A 24,810-nucleotide genomic window follows, 5' to 3' on the forward strand; every position below is an offset into this window, starting at 1 on the left:
CCCCTCCGTCAGTAAACTTCGTTCCAATAGACGTATTTCTTCTTAAAGCCGGGGCCGGTAATTGTTCTTATTATCGGGCCGGAACTCGTCATTACTATGACGACAGGACCGTCGGGTCCCACTGTCACCTGAGGAGAAGATGGAATTCCTATGTGCCCGAGGTCTATGGTCTCGACGAGTCTACCCTCCAGAAGCGACGCGACATACATCCTCGCGTAGCCGGCGCCGATGTCGCACGGCCCGGCTTCAGCTGTGTCCGGAGCGAAAGTCGTCCAATAGACGTTGTTGCTGTAAATGAGAGGGAGGGAGGTCACTTTTTCACCGGGATGCGTGTGCCTGTAGTAAAATCCATTGTCTCCCGGAGCAGAAGCGGTCCCTGTCAAAGCGGCCATGTCGCTCATGTCAGCCGGTAAACCCGCTGTCGGAGGGGACATAAGCATGAAAAAATAACCGTATCTGGTCGTATCCATGGGATTGTCCCTGTTCCCTGAGCCCCAGCAGTACCAGTATTCTCCGCTGAAATCCTGCGCGACGGCCACGGGGAAAAAACACGCCATGTCGGCGTCTGCCGGCGCTCCGGTAGTAGCGCTGAAAGCTGTCCTTATAGACCAGTTGCCGGGATTTGTGTCCGATTCTGTGTCCATTATGAGAAGGTTTCCGGCAAGGTCCGGAGCTATAACATTGTCTACAAATCCGTTTATGTTCATGTCCGTCATAGCGAGCGAAGCGGCAATTCCGTTGCTGTTGGGATTTTCCCATCCTTTGGCCCATGCGGTATTTTCTTTGAGAGCCCAGAAAGCGAAAAAATCTCCCGTGTCGGGAACGAAAGAGCCTGCCGTGTCGGGCGCGTAGCCGCCTCCTATGAAATAACCCCACATCTGTATTGCCGAATCGCTTCCGACGGGGTCTGTGTCTACTCTGAATTGCCCCGCTGTAGGCTGTGACCAGGTGTCCGCGAATCTTTTGTACAAACCTCCTACGAGCGTGCCGGATATCTCCGCGAGAAATTTAGGATACTCGGAGGAATCCGGATTTGTCGGAACATAAGTTATGTCGAGAAGTATATAATTCGGTCCTCCTTCTCTCTGTCCGACAATCAAAACAGTCCGCCAGTCGTCGGCGTCTTTTAACCCGTTTCCGTTGACGTCCGACCAGAGGTCGGCCGCCGTCACCGGACCGTCGAGGATGTAAGTATGCTGATTGTCGAGAGCCCATATTTTGAGCCTGTTCATTGCAAATCTCGGCACCCACGCCCATACTTCTTTTCCTGTCGAGGCGTCGAAACAATGGAGAACTCCCGTGTTAGTTCCGACATAAACCCGTTTTCTCTGATCCCTGTAAGCGTTGTTTTTCCTGAAATGCACATACGAAGGGTCTCCCGTGTAGAACGGGCTCGGCGCTCCGATCATCAGGGGAGCGCTGTGGAAAATGTCGCCAATTTTCCAGCCGGGAGTAGCAGAGCTGTATCCTTCTCTCGTTCTCTGAACAATGAGATCTTTTTCCCACGCCGAAAACACGTTGACATCCGAAGGAAGCACGTTAAGAAAACTGAATTCGGTCTTGGCTCCCAGATTGTTTGTAAAAAATATGTTCCTCGATGAGGAAGGCGTCTGCTGAAGCGATTCGCCGGCCGTCCATATTTCCGAGCCCAGCATGGTGTCGCCAGTGAAGACGACGGCTCTCAGCTGGCCGTCCCAGAATCCTCCTGATTGAGGCCTGAAAGTCGCGTAGACAATCGCCGTGTCGCTTATCATCGTCCTGACTACAGGAACACTGGCGGGTGAAAACGAGAAATTGTTCTCGAGAATGGATTGGAATATGTTCTGAAGGGAATTCGCGAGTTCGTCGGCGGTCTGCGCTATATACGCGTAACCGTCGCAGTAATGATAAGAGGGGGGAAGTGCGTGGTATCCGGTACCGTGAGCGGATCTCGGATTGTACCAACCGTTGGACGATCCCCATCCGGAGGGAATCGGCTGAGGCCAGGTCCACGGGTTGTGGACGTGTGTGTGAGGTGGATTGTACTGCAAGTCCGAGTAATTGTATTTATCGGGATTGTCAGTTCCCGACCAGTAAGCCGCCCAGTTGAGTTCGTTTCTTCCTCTCTGTGTTATGCCTGTGCCGAAGCCTACCAAAAAGACAGGTATGTCTCTGTCTCTTGTGCTTATTGCGGCTTCCCTTACTATACTCCAGCTTCCGCGCCATTCGTCAGACACGGTTATCTGTGAATAAGAAGCGCTCGTTCCGAAACCGTTGGATTCTCCGTCAGTGACGAAAATCAGATAATAACTCCTGCAGTCGAGATCGGGGTGAGTCGTGTCGTAGTTATGTATGTAGTTGGAAGAGTAATAAATAGCAGGTCCATTGGGAGTGTAGCCGCCGTTTGTAGTGTAGTTCATGTGCGACCATATTGTCGAATAGGGAGTGCCGAAAGTGTCCGCCCTGAGACTTCCCGTAGCTTCTCCGGGAAGATAAATGTAAGGGCCGGGATTAAAAGTTCCTGTCGGCGTGTTGTAGAAAAAACCCGTCGCCAGATCGACTCCCAGAATGTCCTTGTCCGAATCCTCTACGGTGCCGTCGCCGTCGGCGTCGAGAAGATTTTTCATGACGGCGAGGGCCTGCGTTATCCTCGTGCCCGACATGCTTCCCGATCTGTCGAGGAATATCATTGCGGCAGGTTCAGCCGCTACCCTGAAAAGGACTTCGTCGTTAGCGGCCGACAACGCGGGAAGGAAGAGCAGCAATATAAGCGTTTTCCATTTCATGTTTCCCTCCTTACCTCGTGTCTGTTGAATTCGTGAGATCGACAACGACGGCTACGGGAAGGCAAGCCTTGCCCGAACCGAGCTGTATTTCCATCACGGTGTAATAAATGCCCTCAGAAACAAATTTTCCTTCTTCGAAATATACGGCGTAATGCCAGGCGTCCCTGTTTAGTATCTTTCCCATAAATGAAATCTCGGTGTTGTCGGGAGACCTTAAAGGGAATCCCGGTTCATATCCTTTTAGACGTCCGATCTCAAAACCGTACTCGTCCGGTCCGTGATAATAAACGATGACCGGGTCGAAGACAAATATACCGGAGGGGAGAGAGGGGTCACGATTCGTCTGGTAATCTTCGAGAACGGCTTTTCGGATATCGTCTGTTTCAAGGGCAGTCGAAGAGACGGAGGGACCGGCTGTTCTCAAAGGGATCCATTTGACCCGCTCTCTCTCCTGCGGAGGGTTCATGTCTTCGTTCTGATCGAACGCCGAAACGCTCTGAAAGAGAGACGCCGCCAAAAAAATTATCAATACTGTTTTAATCATTTCGTTTCCTCCTTGTCTACGGATAACCGGTGGTTCCGCCGGGCACTGGCGCCGCAGTGGTTCCCACCAATATCTGTGAACGACCTCTGCGCGGAGAGGATATCTGCTCTTCGCCCGTTATCTTGTAAGAGTAATTCAAAGCGACGAGTGCTCTTTCGTTAGCGGTCCACGATGAAGTGTAACCGGGAAGAATTCTCGTCGTCTTTGTCATAGTGTCGACGTCGCATCTGACATTGCCAATCGAAAAAGAGTCTCCGTGGTCGGGTTGATAGACGGTTCCAAGCGTTGCCGTCACTCTTTCTGCCCCGGCTTCGGTCCCCCTGAATGCCTGTGTTTTGTGTTTAATTACATCGGTTATCCGCATGTCCGATGTCGCGAGCATAAACGCCGCTCCGACGAGAAGAGCTCCGGCGACAAGAATGCTCAGCGCTAGAATCAGAGCTATTCCTTTTCTTTCCATCTGCCCCCCTTACATCCTGCTTCTTATGGTCACGATGCGACTGAATGTTATCGTGTCCGCTGAAGTTTGATTTCTTACAGCCCTCTGATTGTAGGTCGTCACCCTGAGTTCGACGTGAGTGACGGCGAGAGGATCGATTGTTATTGAACCGTTTACGTCCAATGGAACTATGTCAAAATTATCAACTCCCGGAATCAGCATATTGTATGTGTACGCTCCGGCACTGTACCTTATGTTGTATACATTTCTGGACGCTGCGTCATATATTATGCCGAAAGTCTCCTGCGCCGTGTCTAGAGAACCGTTGCCGAAAGTGGCTTCAGGATAGACGTCCGCGTAATAACAAAAAGAGTCGTTGCCTACAGCGCTGTGGTAAAGTTTGAAAACCTTGAAAATCGTGGTGTCCTGAAATTCTCTCGTGTTTCCCGGTATCGCCCTCATTTCTTTCGCGGCGATCCTCAGGATGGCCTCCGCGGATTGTATGGCTTCCGACCTTCCTTCGATGATCGACTGATGATTGCGTTCCTGCGTGTAATAATAGACCAGGACACCTATCATCGCCAATCCCATAGTAAGGGCGCCGAGAAGCTCTATAAGTGAAAATCCTTTTTTCATTTCTTTCACCTCTCAGCTACGTAAGTTTGTATCGTGTCGTATACTGTCTGACCCGATCTGTTCCTCCAGGAATAAATAACAGACAGGCTTTTTGCCCTCAAACCTGCCGTGTCGGGATTGACCGTCCACGTCATTCTTGTCGTACCGAAAGTGGAATCTCCGCTGGTTATCAAGTCGTAATCTATACTCTTTATCCATTCCATGAAATCTTCGAGGTCATTGATGGCCTTTTTTTCGATCCTGACGCTCAATTCCGCTTCCATCGTCCTCACTCTCGCCGCTCCGAGCGCCACAACCCCTATGGCGAACAAAACGACAACTACGAGGACTTCAAGATAGGAAAAGCCTTTTTTCATAATCACTCCCTCAGTATTTGACTATTCTGGCGATTCCGGTCGCAGGAATCACTTTTATAGAGAGTTTTCTTGTTCCGCTCGCAATCATAACTGAATCTCTCGGAGACGTTCCAAGAGCGTATGTTACGGCTCCTGTCGGCAGAAAAAATATTTCTCCGTAATATCCGGTATTGAGAGTGACATTGCTCGGGATTTCTCCAGCCGTGCCCAAGGAATGGGCAGAACCGGCTATACCGCCCTGCCATTTGCAGAGTTCGTATTTACCGGAGGGACTGTTTATTCTGACTAACACTGTGTCTGCCCTGGTTATAGCAAGTTCTCTCGCTTCCCTTACGGCTCCAACAATCTGTCTCGTCGCTCTGTCAACTTTGTCGTTCAAAACCCTGACGAGAGGAATCGATATAGAGACTATCAAGCCAATCAGAACGACCACAACCATTAGCTCAATAATCGAATACCCGTATTTTTTCATCTGGACCTCCAAAATTACTTGACTTACTTAACTGCAATATCTTTGCCAAAGTAAATTGCCTGTAATGGATTTTATAAGTTTTTTGAAACTGCGGTTTACACAAAAGTACGGATATAGGGAAACGGGTTTTAGCGTAATAACATGAAAACTTTTTCACTTGTGTGAAAAAGTTTTCACAATAATGAAATAGCCGCACGGAGACGCATCAAAGCGTCTACGTGCGGTCTTCTTTAATCGCTTTCGGTTATGTCTACGGGTTCCAGGTCTGCGGGCATTTTACCCGCCCTGTGAATGAACGTATAGACAACAGGTATCACTACGAGAGTCAGGAAGGTCGAAAAAAGAAGTCCGAATATTATCGGCCAGACCATTGGACCCCAAAATTTGTATTTCATACCTATTCCGAGCGCGAGGGGCAACATGCCTCCCATCGTCGTTACTGATGTCATCAGAATAGGCCTGAGCCTGACAGGGCCGGCTTTTCTGAGAGCCTGATACAAGGGAACCCCGTCTTTCCTCAGTTTATTTGTGTATGTTACAAACACTATAGCGTCGTTTACAACGATTCCTACAAGAGCGATCATGCCGATAAACGGCATCACGCCGAAATGGTTCCTGGTCAGCAGAAGCCCTATCATCACTCCCGTTATGGCAAACGGAACGGTGAACATTATTATGAAAGGATCTGAAAGCGATTGAAATTGAATGACCATTATTATATAAATAAGCGCAAGACCGACGATAAGAGCGATTCCGAGACTGCTGAAATCTTCTTCCATCTGCTGTTTGTCGCCGGTTATGTTTATTGTATATCCCGGCGTCTGAATAGAGTCTATGAACGGTGTCAATTTTTTTATGACTTCGATAGACGTGACACCGTAAACATCTGAACTGACAGTTACCTGTCTTTTTCCGTCAACCCTGTTTATCATCGAAAAACCCGAAGTGACGTTGACTTCGGCGACCTGTTCGAGAGGGACTGAAGATCCGGCTCCAGTCGGTATGGGAAAAGACCTGAGAACGTCTAGGGTCTTGTCAGCTTCTTCAAGCTCGACCCTAACCTTTATCCTGTCGTCTTCAATGTTTAATTCCGTCGCGTCTGTTCCGTTGAAGGATACAGCTACGGATTGAACAATATTAGAAGGAGTAATTCCGTAGTAAGCCGCTTCGCGTCTTTTGATTATCACCTCAACTTCGGGGGAGCCCGATCCGAAATCGTCTTTTACGTTACGAGTTCCTTCCTGCTGGCGCAAAAACTGTTTGACTTTGAAAGCCAAATCCATCAACACGTTTATGTCGTCGCCTCTGATCTCAACCTGTATGGGTGCCCCCGAAGGAGGACCCATGCTCTCGCCTTTCATTTCTATTCTCGCCTCGGCTATTTCGTGTCTGACGGAGTCGATTTTCGCAAGAAGTATTTCTCTGATTTCCAAGTCTTTTTTGTCGGAGTCTTCATAGAGACGCACTTCAATCTGAGCCGTGTTTTCGCTTATGTTCGACGTGTATTTTTCAACTTCGGGAATATCGGCTATAAGGGTCTCGATTTTCTTGGAAATTTCATCCAGGTTGCTGATGGGCGTTCCGTTCGGCACTGTAACATTGACCGTGAACTGATCGAAGCCGCTCGAAGGCCAGAGCTCAAACCCGACAACAGGCAAAAGGATCAGCGAAAGGACAAAAGCAGTCACTGAGATGAGCAAGGTCTTGGTTCTGTGAGTCAGCGCCCAATCGAGTGTTTTCCTGTATGCTTTCATCATCTTTGAATTTACCCATTTATCAGTTCTTTTGGCTGATTTTTTGTGATATACGGCGAATCTCGAAGCGACGGCCGGAATTACAAGATGGTCTACGAGTATCGAAGCAGAAAGGGCTATTATTACTGTTATCGGAATAAGTTTCATGAATTCGCCTGTGACACCTTTAATCATGAACATGGGAAAAAAAGCAGCCATCGTAGTCAGAGCCGCGGCCAGAACAGCCCCTCCGACTTCGTCAATTCCCTTTCTCGCAGCGCCGACCTTGTCGTATCCGTACTCAAGATATCTGTACGTACTCTCGACGACGATTATCGCTCCGTCGACTATCATCCCTACGAGAAGAATGAGCGAAAAAAGAGACATGTTGTTGAGAGAATAACCCATAAGATAAAGAGCCGCGAAAGACACGCAGATTATCAGCGGAAGAGATATCATTACGAGGACGGCGTTTCTCCATCCGACTCCAATGACGAGTATTAAAATCACAAGAATCGATCCGAACACGGCATTCTGCTTAAGCTGGTTGAGGTTCTCGTTTATGTAATCGGCCTGATCGAAAGTGATGTCGAAAGTCACTCCGCTGGGTAGATTTTCCTGAATTTCCTTCAATTCCTCTCGTATGTTTTTTGAAATTCCAATCGTGTTTCCATTGGTTTTTTTATAAATTGCCAAAGTGACGGACGGGTTGCCGTTAAATCTCGAAAATGAAACCGTCTTTTCGAGAGTGTCGAGGACCGTCGCGACATCCGACAGATAGACGGGTCCGTTCGCCGTGACAGTTATAATAGTGTTCTCTATATCCTCCCTCGATCTGTAAGCTCCCAAAACCCTGAGTGTGTATTCTTTTTCTCCGAGATTTATGTTTCCGGCCGGCAAGTCCATGTTGGAGCTCTTTATGGCTCCGATAATAAGAGGTACGGTCAGTCCGAATTCTCTGAGTTTGTCCTCTCTCAGCAAGACCATGAATTGTCTTTCCCTGCCTCCGAAAATATCGACTCTCGATACGCCGCTGATGCCTTCGAAAATCGGTGATATGTCGTCTGCGTATTTTTTCAGGTTTTCGTAGGATGTCCTGCTTCCGTTTTCGCTTTTCAGAGTGAGGAAAATAACCGGTATTTCACTCAGTTTTATGTCCCTTATGATTGGGTCCATTGCGTCATCAGGAAATTCGTTTTTGACCCGGTTTATTATTTCCTCTACGTCGCGTTTCGCCTCGTTGTTGTCAACTCCAATTTCAAATTCATACCAGATCTGAGCTCCGCTGTTCGAAGAATATGAATAGACGTGTTTCAGGTCGTCTATTCCCCTGGAGTCCTCCTCGACAAATTTCGCTATCTGATTCTCGACCTCCGCGGGCGCGGCTCCCGGATAGGGAATCGTCACTGAAATCCAGGGTATGTTTACGTCGGGGACAAGCTCGACGGGAATGCTGAAATAAGCGTAGACTCCGAAAAGCGCCGCTCCTATGGCAATAATGAAAACAGTGAGATTAGCGGATATTGCGCTCTGTGAAATTTTCATTTTTCGTCTCCGGCCTGATATTCAGGGCACATGACACAGTTGATTAATGAACCGTCTTCTATGTAATCCTGCCCCGCAACGATCACGGTATCGCTGACGTTCAAACCGTTCAAAACTATGCCGAAAGAATCGTTTACCTGTTCGACGGTTATTAGCGTTCTCACGGCTTTTCCTCCCGAAGCCCGGAAAACGACCGTCTCTCCTTCCTGCATGAGCACTGATTTGAGAGGTACAATAATGGCGTCTTCGTATCTGCCGATTTCAATCATTGCCAGCCCTATCATTCCCGGAAGAAGTAGATTTTCAGAATTCGGACAGACTACTTCAACGGTGAACTTGCCTGTCTGACGATCCGCGGCCGGATATACCCTGTCTATTTGTCCGTAGAAAATCCTGTCTCTGTAGGCGTCAACCTGAACCGTTACAGAAGCACCTTCAGTTATTCTGGTTACATTTTCCGAGCTGACGCTCAATTTTAATTTCACCGAGTCCATGTCCGCAATGCCGAAATACGGCATTCCGGGACTCGCCATCTCCTGAGGATCTATTTCACTCGCAGTTATGGTGCCGTCGAAAGGAGCTTTTATTGACGCTCCGGACACGGCGGATTGCGCCAGCATTAGACCAGCCTGGGCGCTCTGAAAAGCAGTTTGTGCGGCCTGGAATTGTACTTGAGACACCAAACCTGAATTGTAGAGTTCTTCCGATCTTGTGAAATTGTCCTGCGCCTGCGTAAAAGCGGCCTGAGCCTGAACGTAATTGGCGTAAAAATCTGTCTGTTCGAGGGTCGCTATGACTTCGTTTTTTCTGACAAGGTCTCCAACTTCGACAGAGACAGACAATACCCTGCCGCCTGATTTAAAAGACAGGTCGACTTCTCTTTGTCCTTCGATCTTTCCCGACGAACGGATCCTGTTAATGAAAAGTCCTCTGTTCACTTCTATTGTCCTAACTGAAGTGCTGAAAGGATTTTTATTGTTTTTAGGCTTTTTTGAACAGCCGAAGCTTCCCGCAAACAGCAACGCGAGACAAACCGTCGACAAGATTATCTTGAAAGCTTTGTCATTCATACAAACCTCCGTCTTGGACAAAGTCGTTTAACACTCCCATGGTGGCGAGCAGTTTTGAGTAAGATAAATAAATTCCGTAATAAGCTGATATTTCACCAAGCCTGGCCTTTTCAAGCGTATTCATCGCTTCGTACAGCTCCAGTGAAGTGGCAAGTCCGTTTTTATACATTCTGTCTGTTAGATCGTATGCTTCCTGAGCGGCTACTACTGTTTTCAGAGCAATCTCGTATTGCAGAAAAGCCTGCCTTACTTCTCTGTAATTCTGATCGACAGTGCTTGCGGTCTGTGAATGCACGTCAAGGTAGTCGAGTTCGGCGGATCTGACGTCAGACGCCGCTCCCGAATAATCGTGTATTCTCGCTGTTCCCTGAAACAGCGTCCAGCTCAACTGAACGCCGCCGTAATAATTGGGTTCGCCGAATTCAAAATTGTTTCCCGACCAGCTGTAACCGGCAAAAGCGCTAACCGTAGGCATGAACGAAGACACGGAAAGAGCTTTGCCAGATCTCGCGATCGAAAGGGAAACCTCGGAAAGAGCCAGAGAAGGGGAGTTCAATGCGGCTATCATACAGCTGTCAAACTCGGGCAAAACAACTTCCAGAAACTCCGGTTCGACAACGGAGATTTCAGTTTTTTCTATCTGAAGAATGTCGCAAAGAGAGTTTACGGCGTTTTCGTAATTGTTCTGTGCCGTCAAAAGATTTCCCTCTTCCTGTGCGACCTGAACTTCTGATCTCGCCAAATCGAGATTTGTCACCATTCCCACTCTGAGCATTTCATTTGTAAGATTGAGATTTTCGAGAGCCGTCTCGAGAGCCTCTCTGCTGATTGTCAGGGCTTTTGAAGATTGAACCAGGCCGAGGTAAGCTGAAAGCGTCCCAAGGACTATCTGGTCTTTAGTCATCTCATTTTTGTATTCTGCCAATCGTACCAAGGAATTGTTCATCCGGACGTTTATGAGCCTTGAACCTCCTGTAAAAAGAGGAAGAGACATTGAAAAACCCGTCTGGTGGGTCCCTTTGGCTCTGAGGACGATTTCTCCTCCTCCGTATGTTTCCTGCGTTATTTCATCGGGATACCTTGTGTAAGACGAAGAAAAAGACAGTGTGGGCAGAAAAGCGGAAAGTGATTTTCTGTAACCGGTTTTAGCTGAAAAAATATCTTCTTCGGCTTTTCTGACGCTAATGTTGCTTTCCAGGGCTATGTCGACGGCTTCTTCCAAGGTCAAAGTCGTTCCAGTCTGGATCAGCAGTGTAAATATAAAAAAGGCGCAAAACACTTTTCCTCCTTTAACGCTGACAGGGTCTCTCGAGGACTCCGTTTTTGAAAATGTCAAGTGCGGTTTTGATTGATTTATCACCCGCTGTTTTTTTATTCTTTATAATTCTCGGGGACATGGTTCTGAATATGAGATCGTAATACAAACTCATGAAAATGAAAGCCGTTTCTTCCGTGTCCAGGTTTTTTCTGACAGAACCCTCTTTTTTGCCTTTTTCTACAAGGCTTTTTAGAAAATCGAAGAACTCAACTTTTCTCAAAAAAATCTCGTCGAAGAATTTTTGTCTGTTTTTGAGCAAACCGGGATTGTGAAGTATGAAAGCCAGACCCGAAAACTCGGGATTTTTTTTGAAAAGACCGACGGATGCTTTCAATATTATATCGCAGGTAATAAAGAATTTATCCTCTTCGTCATACTTTTCAACAATAATATTTTTCATGGCGTCAATAATGAAAAGAACGCATTTAAGATAAAGATCCTCTTTGTCCTTGAAATAGAGATATAAAGTTCCCTTGGCCAATCCTGCCTCACGGGCAATTTCTTCCAGGGTCACTTCTCCGAAGTATTTCTTCGAAAGCACTTTCAATGCTGATTTGATTATTTTTGTCTGTTTGTCCATGTTATGTTCCTGACTGACTGTTCAGTCATAAATCGCAAAAAAATACACCCGGCAAAGTGCTTTGTCAAGTACAAGTTTTGAAAAAACGTTTGACTATTTCGCCTTCCTGTTTTATCTTTCTTGCATGAATTTCAGGGACGAGACTTTCAAGCGTTTGATTCAGGACAAAGAGGCTTTGAAATACGAGCTTCAGAATCAGCCCAAGAGCGATTTTCTGTCCCTTTTTCTCAACGAAATGGAAATTTACAAAGAACGCAGGATCCTCGATTTTCTCTGCGGAACTGGTATGTATTCGGTTTATCTTTCCCAGATGAACAACAGAGTCATAGTGACAGAAACTTCTCCGGAAGCCATACATATAACGACTTTGAGAGCCAAACAGAATGACATCTCGCTTGAATTTGCCGAAATATCCCAGTCATTCACAATAAACCTTCCTAAAAACGTCTTCAACGGGGCGACCATGATAGACTCGATAAACTATTTCAACGACAGCGAAGTGACGACGATTGTTCAGGAATTAAACCGACTGCTCATAAAAAACGGTTATTTGTTCATGAATTTTCTTCCCGAGGAACCTATACCCACGAAGCATAAATTCGACTTTAAAAGCGACGGCACTTTCATTCTGCACGACGGACCAGACAAAGGGAAGATCCTTTTTCTGCGCGACAGCAAGAAAATCGAGACTTTTTTCAAAGAAGGATTCGCTCTGGTTGATATCGAAGAGACGAAAAGCGGAATGAAAAAAGTCCTGGCAAAAAAGATCTGAAGATCAAAAGGTTCAAGAACGCCCGCTTTTCAAGAAAGGCGCTGTACAGGTGATATACCTCGACAACAATGCCACTACTCCCGTCGATCCGTCAGTGCTGGAAGAGATGTTGCCATATTTTTCGGAAATTTATCAAAATCCCTCTTCCTCTTACGAGTCGGCTTACATTGTCAAACAGAGAATTGAGCGTTCCCGCTCCATAATCGCCGATCTTCTGAATTGCGATCCGTCTGAAGTAATTTTCACTTCAGGAGGCACAGAATCGGCAAATCAGGCTATTTTGGGAGCCGCACTTTTTCTTTCCGAAAAAGGCAAACACCTTATTACTTCTTCCATTGAACACAAAGCGGTATTAAATACATGTAAATTTCTCGAAAAACTGGGCTTTTCGGTAACTGTTCTGCCTGTTGACGAAAATTGCTTTGTTTCGCCCTCCGATTTTGATAAAGCCGTCAGAGACGACACCATACTTGCTTCAATCATGACAGCAAACAATGAAACGGGAGCTATACAACCCGTTCAGGAACTGGCCGAAATTGCCTCTGATAAAAGCGTACTTTTTCACACGGACGCGGTCCAGGCCTTCGGAAAAATCCCTTTTGATGTAAAAAAAACGCCTGTTTCTATGCTTTCTCTTTCCGGACATAAAATATACGGACCAAAAGGAACCGGCGCCCTCTACATCAAAAAAGGAGTCCGGATTCATTCACTCATACACGGCGGATCTCACGAATATAAACTGAGAGCCGGAACCGAAAACGTCGCAGGTATTGTAGGCATTGGAAAAGCTGCCGAGATAGCCCGGGAAAGAATGCAGGAAGACAAAAAAAATATAGGGTGTCTGCGGGACGACCTACTGAAAAAAATCAATGAAAACATCCCGGATGTCATAATAAACACGCCTGCCGAAAATTCCCTTTACAACACGTTGAACGTTTCTTTCAGGTTCGTCGAAGGGGAGAGCCTGACGACTTTGCTCGAAATTGACGGTATTGAAGCGTCCACGGGCTCCGCTTGTTCTTCGGAGTCCCTCGATCCCTCTCATGTTCTTCTCGCGATGGGCAGGGATCACGTAGACGCTCACGGCAGCGTGCGTTTCAGTTTCGGCAGACATAACACACAGGAAGATGTCGACGCGACCCTTTTATCTTTGAAAAGTGCTGTCGAAAAGCTGAGAAAAATGTCTCCTCTATCAAAAAAGTAAACCGTTTTTCAGAAAAATATAAGGAGCTCACATGCCTCAATACAGCGAAAAAGTGATCGATCATTTTAAAAATCCGAGGAACATGGGTTCCATTCCTGACGCAGACGGAATCGGAACCGTCGGCAATCCGGTTTGCGGCGACATAATGACGATCTATATTAAGGTCAGGGACGGGTTGATAACGGACTGCCGTTTTGAAACTTTCGGATGCGTGGCCGCCATTGCTTCTTCTTCCATGACAACGGAACTTATTAAAAACAAAACTCTCGAAGAAGCGCTGAAACTGACAAACAAATCAGTCATTTCAGAACTCGAAGGTCTTCCTCCTGCGAAAGTCCACTGTTCCGTACTCGCCGAACAGGCAATAAAAGCGGCCATAGACGACTACAAATCAAAAAACGGTCTATGATCCGTCCAAGGTACTAAGCGCATAGACGTAAGCGCCGAGAGCTGCCGCTCTTTCCGTTCCGAGTTTGGTTATTCCTACGCCTGTTCCCCTGAGTGTGTCCACCGACACTTTTTTTGAGGAGCCCGGTACTGTGAGTGTTATTCTTTTACCTTCGAGATAAATCTCAAGTTCGTCGCGTTTTTCAAGATTGAAAATCCCGGTTTCCGTTCTCGGTATCTTTCCTCCGTGTATGCTGTCGAAAGGCGTATTCATTTCTTCAACAAGCTTTTCAAGAAAAACATCGTGAGCAAATGAAATTCCGCCGCCCAAAACCACGAGTCCGTCGATTAGGCAAACAGAGTCGGCGAGAGCGTCGGCCGCCGAACGCGCAAATTTATAAAACGCGCTTTTTGCCTGTTCGTGAAACGGCGAAAAAGGGTCTCTCGCGTAAGATGCGATTTTTTTCACGTCGACAATTTCTCCGGACGGGATTTTCGCTTCATCGGAAAACGCTTTTATTATACCCCTTGACGAAACCGAATCTTCCGCGCAGGAATTATAGAAAAACCTGTTTCTCATCCTGTTAATTTCACCCTGAGCACAGTTGTCTCCTCTGAAAAGTCTGCCTCCGACGATTAAACCACCTCCCATTCCTGTTCCGAAAGTCGCCGCTATCAGGTTCTTTGTGACTCTTTTGGATCCTCTTATTTTAAACTCGGAATTTATCTTCCTGGTGAGACCGTAAACAAACTCACCCAAGGCGAACATGTCAGCGTCATTATTTATAAATACAGGGACACCGAATTCTTCTTCGAGAAAGGCTTTGAGTGGAAATGGTTCTTTGAAAGCCGGCAAGTTGACGAGTTCGTATATCACGCCTTTCTCGTAGTCTGCGGGACCGGGAAAACCGAAGCTTATCGCATTTGGACATTCGTTAACTTTTTCAGAGGCGATTCTGAATCCTTCAACTATTGTTTTCAGGCAAAGCGCCAGGTCTTTCCCGTTAGAAGGCAGAAATACCGGGTCAATTATACTTTTTTCACCTTTTAAAGCCTGGAAGGCGAAATTAGTCCCTCCGGCGTCAAGGGTCAGGATCATTCTGCCGTCACCTTGGTAATCTTTTACTTCGCTGAAATCCACGTCCTATTATATGCGTCGGAAATTTATCTGGCAAACGGTTCACCTTAAAATTTCAAAACCAGCTTGTCGTGCAACCCTGAAATAAATATAATTACCAAAAGCCAAAAAGGAGTTCAAATTGAAAAAAATCGTTATCTGCTCCCTTGTACTGATAGTATTCGCCGGAACCTTGTTTGGTCAGTCAAAAAGATTCGGGCTTGGAATAGTAGTCGGCGAACCGACAGGATTTACTGCAAAATACTGGCTCTCCCCCGTCAATTCATTGAACGCCGCCATAGCATGGTCGGTTTTCGACGACAATTCTTTCGAGGCTTTTTATATCCACATCGATCACGTCTTTTACTACTATGATCTGTTCAGGGTGCAGTCAGGAAAAGCGCCTGTTTTCATAGGCGTTGGAGGAAGATTTTACTTTCCCAGACACGACGACACAAAGATAGGATTTCGCATACCGATGGGTCTCGCGTATATGTTTGAACAGGTGCCGATAGAGATTTACGGGGAGATTGCGCCTGTTATAAACATCGTCCCTGAAACGGACGTTGACCTGGACGGCGGCGTCGGCTTCAGGTATTTTTTCTGATCCTTCCGTTTAACGGCATAAAAGACGCATTGCGCCTGTCTTTTTGAAAATTATCGGACCAAGGTTTCGTCAGTCGGGTTTTTATAAGTTTCATCTTTTTGTTGAAAATCTGTTGATTTCATATAAGAACGGTAGTAATAGCGGCAAATCTAACGGAGGTAATCCTTATGCCTTGTATCCCTTTATTTCTACTTTTGCTGTCGAATATGTCGGGTATTCCGGTAACCCGTTGGGTGGGTTCGGAAAAACCCACCTCCTTTGCCGAATGGTCTTCAGCTTTTCCCGCTGAAAATCACCTCTCTCCGGCAAATGTTTTCCAACAGTTTTCTCCTGGAGCCGACCTCATCGAAATTATTGTCGAATCATCATTATACCAGTCCCTGACCGCCGAGATATCCGTTCTGGCGTCCGACTTGCAGTCTGAAGGATACTCTGTTTCAGTTGATACGGTTCGCGGCGTTCAGACTCTTGGAGCTTGCGTTTCGCTTAGAGATTTTCTGATCTCGAAGTTTCCGCAGGATCTAGTCGGCGCATATTTCATAGGGAATGTTCCGGTCGCCTGGTTCCAGATGATTGATGACTGGGGCTCCGGTCCGGAAAGTTACGAAGAATTTCCATGCGACCTTTTTTACATGGAACTTGACGGCACATGGGCGGATGAATCTCTATGGGTTAACCCAAATCTTTTTTTATCACCCGGACCCGATGGTATTCTGGATTTTCACACAGGCAACACTTCCCCCGAAATCTGGGTGGGCCGGCTCTACCTTTCTTCCCTAGGCGATGAAGATTCACTGGCAAAAGTATATCTTCGGAGATCTCACCTTTACAGGACAGACTCGTTTCAGTCCGTTTCAAGAGGTTTGAGTTACGTAGACGACGACTGGGCTTATTGGGCTGGAGAATTCAGCTCCAACATGCAATCGGCTTATCTGAATGTCACGTCGGTTTCCCAGATAGACACAACCAATCCCGTAAATTACAAGAAATATTTGTCGTCCACTTATGAATGGGTCGGCATCTTTTGCCATTCTTCTTACATGCATCATTCATTTAAAGTTCAGGGGGGAGCTTCATGGGCGGACATGTACGGATCAGAATTGCCAGGATTAAAACCTCTCGGGCTCTTTTATAATTTATTCGCATGCTCGAACACAAGATTCATCGAAAACAACTTCATGGGCGGCATGTATGTGATTAAAACTCCTTTCGGCCTTGAAGCCGTGGGCTCTACAAAAACGGGAAGCATGCTAGAATTCGGTTATTTTTACACCCCTCTTGGACAGGGACAGAACATGGGCGAAGCTTATCTTGCCTGGTATCAGCACATAGCATCAAACGGCTTCACGAACACAGAAAAAGCGTGGCATTACGGAATGACACTTTTCGGCGACCCGACTCTGTCGCTGAAAACTCCCGGTCCTTTTTTATATGTAACGGATTTTTCCGTCTTGGATGCATCCGGCAATAACAACGGAAGAATAGACCCGAGTGAAACCGCCGACATTACATTTTCCGTATTCAATCTACCGGACGCTCAAAACGCATATTCAGTAAACGCGACACTCGCATCACTGGACAGTTCTCTATTTGTTTCTACCGCGAATTCTTCCTGTCCTTCAATTCCTGCAGGCGACACGCTTGATCCGGCTTTTACTTTTACTGTCGATGCGGCCGCTTCATTCACCCCTCATCAGGCGCAGATTGCTCTTTACATGAACGATTCTTCCTCCGGGAGAGTCATCTGCGACACGTTTGATTTATTTATCGGAAGACATCCTGTACTCGTCGTCGATGACGACGGAGGCAATTCCACTGAAGGCGCATGTCTTCAAAGCCTTGAAAATCTCGGTGTCTGTTACGAATACATCTGCAGGGATTCTTTCCCCGTTGCAGACAATCTTCTTTCCTCGTACGAAATGATAATATGGCTGACGGGCGGAGTTTCCAGCGGAACTCTCACCGCACAGGATCAGACGGACATCGTCGATTACTTTAACGGCTCCGGAAAAATCCTCATTTACGGACAGAGCATAGCAGAAGAACTGTCCGGCACCTCTTTTCTCTCGGATTTCCTCGGCGTCTCGTGGCAAGGCAACACGGCCAATCATTTTCAGACCGGTATGGCTTCAGATCCGATAGGAGAGAATCTTTTACTCGCTACTTCAAACCAGACGTCCCAGGATATGCTTGCTGTCATAAGCGGTGTTTCGGAATGCTTCAGGTATCAGACCAACCCTGAACAAACATCCATGATTAGAAAAGAAAACCCTGGAAAATGCGTCTTCGCGGGATTCGGTTTCGAAGGAATAGTATCTACGATTCCGGGTTACGCTCCTGTCGACACTTTATTTTCCAGAATTCTAAATTACATGGAATTGAACGTCGGCGTCGAGGAGGAGATTCCAGAAGTGCCGACAATCACAGGTTTTTCCGTCTTTCAGACATTCGCGGGTATTTTTTTCAGGATATCCGGCGCGAATACTGGTCAAATTTCGATTAAAATTTATGACGTCTTGGGAAGACGCGTAAATACCGTTTATGAAGGACCGGCCAGATCAGGCAATGAATTCTTCTGGGATTTTAGCGATGAAACGGGAAGAGAAATCTCTTCGGGCACATACTTTGCCATTTTGACTCTAGGCTCAAAAGAAACAGCTGTCAAATTCACGGCGTTGAGGTGAAGTCAAAAATATATACTATTCTGAATTATGGCTTTTCCTGAAACAGATTTATTTCGACTTCAGAAGTTTGCTCAGTTCTATCAAACTGTAGGGTTTTATAAGAAAACCGCTGAAACCGTACTTTTTATAATTAGAAATGACGGGATCGTCTGAATAACCGCTCGAAACATAAACGACCGCATTTGGATCAATTTTGAGAATTTCGCCGACTGCGTCCCTGCCGCCCATGCCTCCTCCCTGTATCGTCAGGTCCATAATGACAGCTCCATAACGGCGACCCGCAAGAAGAGCGTCGGCGTATTTCTTCAAGGCTGCGTTTCCGTTTGGAGCGGAGTCAACTTCATACCCGAGATAACAAAGCATGTCGGACAGAACATTGACAACGAGTTCTTCGTCGTCCATGACCAGAATTCTGCCTTTTCCTTTTTCAGGTCTGGATTGATTTTCTTCACGAACCGGTTTATTCCGGCTTGCGGGAAGATAAATCCTGAAAGTAGTTCCTTCACCCCGTTTTGAAAGCGCTTCAATGAAACCGCCGTGGTTTTTGACTATTGAATATGCCGTAGTGAGACCCAGACCGCTTCCTGAATCTTTTGTAGTAAAAAACGGATCGAATATCCTTGAAAGGTCATCCTCTTCTATTCCCGGACCCGAATCAGCAAGGGATATGATTACATAATTCCCGATCGAAACCGGCAGCGCCAAATCTTCGTCTATGTGCAGATTTGATGCCGAAATTTTTATGACGCCTCCTTTTGGCATGGCTTGAATCGCATTAATAATAATGTTGTTGAGGACCTGGACTATTTGTCCTTCGTCAATATCAACGGGAAATACTTCTTCGGATAATTCGAATTCGCATCGGCAACTTGAACCTCTCGTCGCAAAAATCCCTGTGTCTGTCAATATTTCCGCAAGGTTCATTGCTTTTTTTATCGGTTGTCCGCCTTTTGAAAAAGTGAGAAGTTGTCTCGTAAGGTTTTTTGCCCTTATCGCCGCTGTTTCCGCTTCTTCCAGCAGTTTCCATGCTTCGCTGTTTTGATCCAGGTAAACGCGGGACAACGATATGTTGCCCAAAACTCCCGTCAGAATGTTGTTGAAGTCGTGTGCTATTCCTCCCGCGAGAATCCCTACGGACTCGAGCTTTTCTATTTTCATGAGTTCTTCTTCCATTTTCATCTGATGTGTCTGATCGCTCAATATCCCGTTTGCCCTCAGAATCTCTTCCCCTTTTCTTTCAAACCTCACGGTAGCTCTGAAACACAGGACGCTGCCGTCGGATTTCACTGCCTTGAAGCGGATTTCCATAAAATCTTTTTCATTTTTTGGATCGTATACCTCGGAGATTGCTTTTATCACTTCTTCCTTGTCTTCTTCACGGATCATAGAAAACAGGAATTTTTTCGGGTCTTCAAAAGCTTCGGAAAGAGGGTACCCCAAAACGTTCTCAATTGAAGGTGACAATAACTCGAACTTGTTTTCTTTAAGATTCAGTCTGAAAAGTATATCGGGCGCCAATTCCATAAAATGTCTGAATTTTTCTTCGGAGTTTTTCAGAGCGTTTATATATTTATTCATTTCTGTGAAATCCCTGACTATAGCCTGTAAGTAGATGTTGTTTCCCGAAGTAAATCTGTTCAATGAAACCTCGGCATCAAAAACCGATTCGTCGCCTCTTTTATGTATCCAATCGAACCTTTGAGGAAAGCCTGACATGGCTTTTTCCATATACGCAATAGCTTTTTCCCTGGACCTCGTACCGTCTGTCTGAAATTCGGGTGAAGTCTCGAAAGGTTTTTTCCCCACCAGAACATCTTTTGGGAGACGAAACATCTCACATGCTTTTTGATTACAGTCTATAAAAAGATGATCTTTCATCATAAATATGGCGTCGTCCGCGCTTTCGAATAAAAGCCTGTATCTTTCCCTGCTTTCTTCAAGCGCTTTTTGGGCGTCTTTTTTGAATGTTATGTCTTCGATGGATCCGTCTATATACAAGATTCTGCCGTCTTCCGATTTTATGTGTTTTTCTTTTGCCAGGCACCAAATTATCTCTCCGCCCTTTTTTTTCATCGGAATTTCAAAGTCCATCACAGAGTCATTTTTACCGTGAAGATCGATGAGATTCGCTCTGTCGGCGGGGAGTGCGTAGAGATCCAAAGCATTAATTTTCTCAATTTCGCTGAAATCTCTGTAACCGAACATTTTTACGAACGCATGATTCGCCGAGACAATATTTCCCTCAATGTCGGTTCTGAAAAGACCAATTTGGATATTTTCCTGCAAAGTTCTTATGTTCTTTTCGCTTTCCGACAGTTTTTCCTGAGAAATCTTCTTTTCAAGAATTTCCGAGAACAGTCCGGCAGTGTTTTCAAAGAATATCTTGTCTTTTTCCTCGAAACGCTTTTTTTCCTTTCCAATCAAATGCATGACACCGAAAACTGCGCCGAAGTCGTTGGTCAGGGGCCATGAAAAAAGCGATTTCATTCCTTTTTTAACAATCGATTCCGAAAACATCCCGTACAGAAAGTGTCTTTCGAGATCCGGAGCGAAGACCGGGATTTTCGTTTCGGCAACATATGTTGTTATGTGGCTTTTTTCTGCCAAAAGTCTCGGCTTTTTCTGATCAATTTCTTCATCCGGACAGAAGCCGAACGTCGAAACAAGATCGAGCTTTTCCTTTTTTTCGTCCACAAGCCGCACCGATCCCCTGTCCAGGTCGAGTATAGTCACAAATTTTTCCAGGAACAAAGAACAAAGATCGATCACGTTTGTTGAATTTGAGGACGATTCGACAAGCGCGTGATATGCGTCTCTTTCTCTTTTGAGGTCGTTTTCCGCTTTCTTTTTCATCGTCACATCTTCTGCTACAACGAGATTGCCTTCTTTTGTTCTGCGAACAGTATATGACAGGTGTTTATCGCCGAATTCCTCCTCACCGCTGACCGCTGTACCTTTTTCAATAGAATTGATGTATGAAGCAAAGGCTTTTGATTTTTTAAAATCAGGAAAAAGCTGGTACAGATTCTTCTTTTCCAGCTCTTCTTCCTTTCTGCCGATTAGTTTACAGTAAGCTTTGTTGAAATATATGAGATTATAATCGTCGTCAGTCGCCAAGACTGGATTGTTCAGGCTGTTTAATATTTCTTTTATCTTGATCTCTTCTTTTTCGAGTCTTTTTTGAATTTCTTTGAACTCGGTTATTTCGTTGCCGATTGCAATGTAGTTGTCTTCGTTTTCGGTTGCGAAAAACATTATTTTGATATGAAAATGCCTCTGTTTACCATCTTTGACGAACATTATTTCGTATTCGTTGCCGCCCAGGGCTTTGGCTTTTTGCAGAGATTTTTCTATAGCGGTGTATTGACCGGGATCGTGAAGATCTTTAACTTTTTTACCTTCATAATGAGATGGGGGCTGGTTTTCAACATCGGCAAAATTTTCATTTACCATATCGTAGTAGTATTCTCCGTCTCTGAACGAGACAACCCAGAATAATATACCTGTTTTGCTTTTTATTATGGAAAAAAGATTTTCTTCACTCAGATTAAAAGACATAACCTGCCTGTTATCCTTTTTTCTATTAGTATATTGCCATAAATCATAATAATCAATCCTTGTTTATAATTGTATTTTGAATCCGCCGGAATTATAATGATATATGAAAATATCAGTATCAAACGTCATCGAAATCGAGAATTTCGAAGAGCACGATTTTCTAATCCCTTATATAAAAAAACACCTCACGATACCGAACAACGAATATTTTATTCGAAAAAAAATGGGAAAAAGCCTTTGGGGCTATAAAAGCGTTCAAACTTTTTTCAGATTGACAGATAATAAAATTGTCGTGCCAAGAGGATTTTTACCGGAATTGACACGTTATCTTTCGAAAAATTCGATTTCATTTCTGACCTCGGATAAAAGACATGTTCCGAATAAAATCATTTTTCCTTCAGACATTATTCTTTTAAAACACCAGAACAAAGCGCTTGAAAGCGCCATGAAAAATGATTGCGGCATAATAGTCGCTCCTCCGGGTTCCGGTAAAACCGTGATTGCCCTGAAGATAATCAAACAAAAATCCTTTCCTGCTCTCGTTCTGGTTCACAGAAGGCAGCTTCACGATCAATGGTCCGACAGAATACAATCTTTTTTGAAAATACCCAAGAAAGACATAGGCTTCATAACATCGAAAAAGATGAGAATAGGGGAAAGAATAACGTTGACGACGTTGCAAACGCTTTCCAAAATCAAACCCAATGATATAAAAAACATTTTCGGAACTGTGTTTGTAGATGAATGCCACCACATACCGGCAAAAACTTTCAGAAAAGCTGTAGTCAAGCTCAATCCCCTGTATATTTACGGATTGACAGCTACGCCTGTAAGGAAGAATAAAGACGAAAAAGCGATTTTCATATTTATTGGGGACATAATACACGACATGTCAAAAGACAGTGAATCATCATTGAGGGAGAATGTTAATTCAAAAGGAGAAATATATATAAAAATAATATCTACCTGTTTTTCCGTTCCTTTTGACTTAAAAACAGGTGACATAAATCTCCTGAACAAGACACTTATTTTCGACACAACCAGAAACAGGACGATTCTTGAAAGAATGAATCAAGAGCTTGAAGATGGTAAAAAAGTGATATTGATAACGGAAAGAAAAGAGCACATTGAAGCCTTGAACATGTTTATTTCAAGCAAATATGACTGCGTGAATATAACAGGAGACGATTCGGCCAGGAGCAGAACTTATAAAACGGAAAAAATAAAATCCGGCGACTATCAAATTATTATGACTACGGGACAATTTTTCGGAGAAGGCGCGGATGTTCTTTCTCTAGATTGTCTGTTTCTCGCCTTCCCTCTTGCCTTTGACGGAAAACTGTTTCAGTACATAGGCAGAATTCTCCGCGGCGATGACAATAAAACAATTTACGATTTCAGGGATTCAGGCGTGGAATACTATGAAAACCAGTTCAGAAAAAGAGAACGTTTTTACAGAAAAATTGAAAATTTGCTTAAAAGGCCCGTTCGAATAGAATCCGAACGGGCCAAACAATAAAAATCTTATTTAACCGTGAACGTCACGCTGGTCAGTTCTTTTCCGTAATCGTCACCGTCAAAAAGCCTGAAGTCGTAGGATCCGGGTTCGTCGGGCGCGTTAAAAATCAATGTGCCTTCAAGCTTGCCAGGAAGATATTCGTAATCGACGTCGTATTTATCGCATTCATCTTCATCGCCGTGAGCGACTTCAGAAGGGATAATTCCGATCCATGCGGAAGGGTCGAGTTCTCTTGAAACGCTGAAGTCTAACTCTATCTCATCACCAGGTCCAAATTCATATTCATCGAGATCAAGTACCGCGATTACAGGTTCACCGGCGTCTTCATCAAAAACTTCAAAAGAAACGTAGGTCGCTTCAACGCCTTCAAAATCGCTCGTGAACATTCTTATGTCGTAGAGACCGGGTTCTGTCGGAGCCACAAAAGTGACTTCTCCGGTGAGATCAGATCCAATCAAATGGTATTGAAGATCGTATTCGTCGTTTTCTTCCTCGTCGCCGTGGGGAACTTCAGACGGTATCAGGCCTATCCACGCGTTGTCATCGTATTCCTCAAGAGCGCTGTATTTAACCGTTATTATTTCGTCTGGTTCGTATTGATCTTTGTCAAGTTTGACAAATACTTCTACTTCGACTTCAGTCGTGTCTGTCGAAGTCGTGTCTGCCGCGGGTTTTGCGGGTTTCAAACTGCAGCCTGTCGTGACAACAGCAGTGATCATCAAAATAGCACACAATGCAACAATCAGCCTGTTCATCTCTCTGCTCCTTTCGTAAATATTAACTTATCCGCTATTTTATTAAAATAACTATAATATTGCAAACATTAAATTCATAAAAGGCTTGCAATCATCTGTTAATTTTCATGAAGCGCGTTTGAATATTTCGAACAACTCTTTTATCTCAAGCATGTATATTTTAATTACTTCGTCTTTATCTTTCTGAAATCTTTTTTCAGAAAAACCGGTGAAATAACTGTGAAATATTGACCTGATAATTATGTTTAAAAGTTCGGCTCTCTTTTTTGAAATTCCGAATTGTTCGGCTGTTTTACGAAACACTTCACCTTCCAGCAAAGACGCCTTCGATTCTATAAGTTTCGAAATCACTTCAGGCGTGTTGTCTCCAAAGTACGTGAAATTGATAAGTCTGTATGCGTCCTGATGTTCAAAAGCAAAATATGAGACGGCTTTTCTAATTTGCTGATAGTGTGCGAGGGGAGATTCAAACTCGACATCTTTTGTGAAATTAGATATATAAACATAGATATCATCCATAAACTTCAAAGCCGCAAGAAATTTAAGCTCATATATATCTTTGAAATAAGAATACAGGGTTGCGTAATGATAACCGGCCAAATCGGCAACTTTTCTCACGCTCAACGCGCTCAAGCCCTCATCTTCTATTATCTGACAAGCAGCTGACACGAAAAAATCAACAGTCCTTTTTTTTCGTATGTCTTTTTTGTTCATTCTTTTACCTCAATCAGATATTACAAAAAAAAAAA

Annotated in this window: 20 protein-coding genes; 6 read left to right on the forward strand and 14 right to left on the reverse strand. The window is 44.9% G+C overall.

Features of this window, described 5'->3' with window-relative positions:
- Positions 1-8: 8 nt before the first annotated feature.
- The 10 genes from JXL83_00155 to JXL83_00200 form a co-directional block, all read right to left on the reverse strand.
- Positions 9-2,765: a PQQ-binding-like beta-propeller repeat protein gene (locus tag JXL83_00155; protein ID MBN2362524.1), complete on the reverse strand. Its 2,757-nt coding sequence runs from the start codon at positions 2,763-2,765 to the stop codon at positions 9-11.
- 10 nt (positions 2,766-2,775) lie between these two features.
- Complete coding sequence (locus JXL83_00160; protein ID MBN2362525.1) at positions 2,776-3,309, reverse strand: hypothetical protein; 534 nt, start codon at positions 3,307-3,309, stop codon at positions 2,776-2,778.
- Positions 3,310-3,325: 16 nt separating this feature from the next.
- On the reverse strand, positions 3,326-3,769 hold the full coding sequence (locus JXL83_00165; protein ID MBN2362526.1) for a hypothetical protein: 444 nt from the start codon (positions 3,767-3,769) through the stop codon (positions 3,326-3,328).
- A 9-nt stretch (positions 3,770-3,778) separates the two neighbouring features.
- Positions 3,779-4,384 carry a hypothetical protein gene (locus JXL83_00170; protein MBN2362527.1) on the reverse strand — a complete coding sequence of 202 codons (606 nt, stop codon included), beginning with the start codon at positions 4,382-4,384 and terminating at the stop codon, positions 3,779-3,781.
- 5 nt (positions 4,385-4,389) lie between these two features.
- Positions 4,390-4,740, reverse strand: a complete 351-nt coding sequence (locus JXL83_00175; protein MBN2362528.1) for a prepilin-type N-terminal cleavage/methylation domain-containing protein — start codon at positions 4,738-4,740, stop codon at positions 4,390-4,392.
- 10 nt (positions 4,741-4,750) lie between these two features.
- Positions 4,751-5,212 (reverse strand): GspH/FimT family pseudopilin, encoded by a 462-nt coding sequence (locus tag JXL83_00180; protein MBN2362529.1) that lies wholly within the window; start codon positions 5,210-5,212, stop codon positions 4,751-4,753.
- Between the two features lie 230 nt (positions 5,213-5,442).
- A complete protein-coding gene (locus tag JXL83_00185; protein MBN2362530.1) occupies positions 5,443-8,490 on the reverse strand; it encodes an efflux RND transporter permease subunit in 3,048 nt (1,015 codons plus the stop codon).
- Entirely contained in the window at positions 8,487-9,560 is a 1,074-nt protein-coding gene (locus tag JXL83_00190) for an efflux RND transporter periplasmic adaptor subunit (protein MBN2362531.1), read from the reverse strand. The genes JXL83_00185 and JXL83_00190 overlap by 4 nt, the downstream gene beginning before the upstream one ends.
- A complete protein-coding gene (locus JXL83_00195) occupies positions 9,553-10,839 on the reverse strand; it encodes a TolC family protein (GenBank protein MBN2362532.1) in 1,287 nt (428 codons plus the stop codon). The genes JXL83_00190 and JXL83_00195 overlap by 8 nt, the downstream gene beginning before the upstream one ends.
- Before the next feature lie 10 nt (positions 10,840-10,849).
- Positions 10,850-11,458: a TetR/AcrR family transcriptional regulator gene (locus tag JXL83_00200; protein MBN2362533.1), complete on the reverse strand. Its 609-nt coding sequence runs from the start codon at positions 11,456-11,458 to the stop codon at positions 10,850-10,852.
- A gap of 124 nt (positions 11,459-11,582) precedes the next feature.
- Here JXL83_00200 and JXL83_00205 point away from each other — a divergent pair, with 124 nt between their 5' ends.
- The 3 genes from JXL83_00205 to nifU are packed head-to-tail and all read left to right on the forward strand — an operon-like array spanning position 11,583 to position 13,843.
- Positions 11,583-12,230 (forward strand): class I SAM-dependent methyltransferase, encoded by a 648-nt coding sequence (locus JXL83_00205; GenBank protein MBN2362534.1) that lies wholly within the window; start codon positions 11,583-11,585, stop codon positions 12,228-12,230.
- Between the two features lie 49 nt (positions 12,231-12,279).
- Positions 12,280-13,434, forward strand: a complete 1,155-nt coding sequence (locus JXL83_00210) for a cysteine desulfurase (protein MBN2362535.1) — start codon at positions 12,280-12,282, stop codon at positions 13,432-13,434.
- 31 nt (positions 13,435-13,465) lie between these two features.
- On the forward strand, positions 13,466-13,843 hold the full coding sequence (gene nifU, locus JXL83_00215) for a Fe-S cluster assembly scaffold protein NifU (GenBank protein MBN2362536.1): 378 nt from the start codon (positions 13,466-13,468) through the stop codon (positions 13,841-13,843).
- Here the strand turns inward: nifU and JXL83_00220 are convergent.
- The gene (locus tag JXL83_00220) at positions 13,838-14,962 is read right to left on the reverse strand and encodes an ROK family protein (protein MBN2362537.1); all 1,125 of its coding nucleotides are present in this window, start codon (positions 14,960-14,962) and stop codon (positions 13,838-13,840) included. The two genes, nifU and JXL83_00220, sit on opposite strands and share 6 nt — an antisense overlap.
- Positions 14,963-15,080: 118 nt before the next feature.
- Here JXL83_00220 and JXL83_00225 point away from each other — a divergent pair, with 118 nt between their 5' ends.
- Both JXL83_00225 and JXL83_00230 read left to right on the forward strand, forming a co-directional pair.
- Positions 15,081-15,545, forward strand: coding sequence for a hypothetical protein (locus tag JXL83_00225; protein ID MBN2362538.1), 465 nt, complete (start codon positions 15,081-15,083; stop codon positions 15,543-15,545).
- A 167-nt stretch (positions 15,546-15,712) separates the two neighbouring features.
- On the forward strand, positions 15,713-18,229 hold the full coding sequence (locus JXL83_00230; GenBank protein ID MBN2362539.1) for a hypothetical protein: 2,517 nt from the start codon (positions 15,713-15,715) through the stop codon (positions 18,227-18,229).
- A 48-nt stretch (positions 18,230-18,277) separates the two neighbouring features.
- Here the strand turns inward: JXL83_00230 and JXL83_00235 are convergent, their stop codons facing one another.
- On the reverse strand, positions 18,278-21,787 hold the full coding sequence (locus JXL83_00235; protein MBN2362540.1) for a PAS domain S-box protein: 3,510 nt from the start codon (positions 21,785-21,787) through the stop codon (positions 18,278-18,280).
- 103 nt (positions 21,788-21,890) lie between these two features.
- On the opposite strand from JXL83_00235, the gene JXL83_00240 reads away from it, so the two are divergent.
- Positions 21,891-23,306: a DEAD/DEAH box helicase gene (locus tag JXL83_00240; protein ID MBN2362541.1), complete on the forward strand. Its 1,416-nt coding sequence runs from the start codon at positions 21,891-21,893 to the stop codon at positions 23,304-23,306.
- 5 nt (positions 23,307-23,311) lie between these two features.
- Here the strand turns inward: JXL83_00240 and JXL83_00245 are convergent, their stop codons facing one another.
- Both JXL83_00245 and JXL83_00250 read right to left on the reverse strand, forming a co-directional pair.
- Positions 23,312-24,061, reverse strand: coding sequence for a hypothetical protein (locus JXL83_00245; protein MBN2362542.1), 750 nt, complete (start codon positions 24,059-24,061; stop codon positions 23,312-23,314).
- Positions 24,062-24,166: 105 nt separating this feature from the next.
- The gene (locus JXL83_00250) at positions 24,167-24,775 is read right to left on the reverse strand and encodes a TetR/AcrR family transcriptional regulator (protein ID MBN2362543.1); all 609 of its coding nucleotides are present in this window, start codon (positions 24,773-24,775) and stop codon (positions 24,167-24,169) included.
- Positions 24,776-24,810 lie beyond the last annotated feature (35 nt).

The sequence above is a fragment of the candidate division WOR-3 bacterium genome (assembly GCA_016934535.1).
Lineage (GTDB): Bacteria > SDB-A > SDB-A > SDB-A > SDB-A > JAFGIG01.

Excerpts from the sequence above, each read along its gene's own strand:
- JXL83_00155 (MBN2362524.1), bottom strand. The coding sequence starts at position 2,765 with ATGAAATGGAAAACGCTTATATTGCTGCTCTTCCTTCCCGCGTTGTCG.
- JXL83_00160 (MBN2362525.1), bottom strand. The coding sequence starts at position 3,309 with ATGATTAAAACAGTATTGATAATTTTTTTGGCGGCGTCTCTCTTTCAG.
- JXL83_00165 (MBN2362526.1), bottom strand. The coding sequence starts at position 3,769 with ATGGAAAGAAAAGGAATAGCTCTGATTCTAGCGCTGAGCATTCTTGTC.
- JXL83_00170 (MBN2362527.1), bottom strand. The coding sequence starts at position 4,384 with ATGAAAAAAGGATTTTCACTTATAGAGCTTCTCGGCGCCCTTACTATG.
- JXL83_00175 (MBN2362528.1), bottom strand. The coding sequence starts at position 4,740 with ATGAAAAAAGGCTTTTCCTATCTTGAAGTCCTCGTAGTTGTCGTTTTG.
- JXL83_00180 (MBN2362529.1), bottom strand. The coding sequence starts at position 5,212 with ATGAAAAAATACGGGTATTCGATTATTGAGCTAATGGTTGTGGTCGTT.
- JXL83_00185 (MBN2362530.1), bottom strand. The coding sequence starts at position 8,490 with ATGAAAATTTCACAGAGCGCAATATCCGCTAATCTCACTGTTTTCATT.
- JXL83_00190 (MBN2362531.1), bottom strand. The coding sequence starts at position 9,560 with ATGAATGACAAAGCTTTCAAGATAATCTTGTCGACGGTTTGTCTCGCG.
- JXL83_00200 (MBN2362533.1), bottom strand. The coding sequence starts at position 11,458 with ATGGACAAACAGACAAAAATAATCAAATCAGCATTGAAAGTGCTTTCG.
- JXL83_00205 (MBN2362534.1), top strand. The coding sequence starts at position 11,583 with ATGAATTTCAGGGACGAGACTTTCAAGCGTTTGATTCAGGACAAAGAG.
- nifU (MBN2362536.1), top strand. The coding sequence starts at position 13,466 with ATGCCTCAATACAGCGAAAAAGTGATCGATCATTTTAAAAATCCGAGG.
- JXL83_00230 (MBN2362539.1), top strand. The coding sequence starts at position 15,713 with ATGCCTTGTATCCCTTTATTTCTACTTTTGCTGTCGAATATGTCGGGT.
- JXL83_00235 (MBN2362540.1), bottom strand. The coding sequence starts at position 21,787 with ATGTCTTTTAATCTGAGTGAAGAAAATCTTTTTTCCATAATAAAAAGC.
- JXL83_00240 (MBN2362541.1), top strand. The coding sequence starts at position 21,891 with ATGAAAATATCAGTATCAAACGTCATCGAAATCGAGAATTTCGAAGAG.
- JXL83_00245 (MBN2362542.1), bottom strand. The coding sequence starts at position 24,061 with ATGAACAGGCTGATTGTTGCATTGTGTGCTATTTTGATGATCACTGCT.
- JXL83_00250 (MBN2362543.1), bottom strand. The coding sequence starts at position 24,775 with ATGAACAAAAAAGACATACGAAAAAAAAGGACTGTTGATTTTTTCGTG.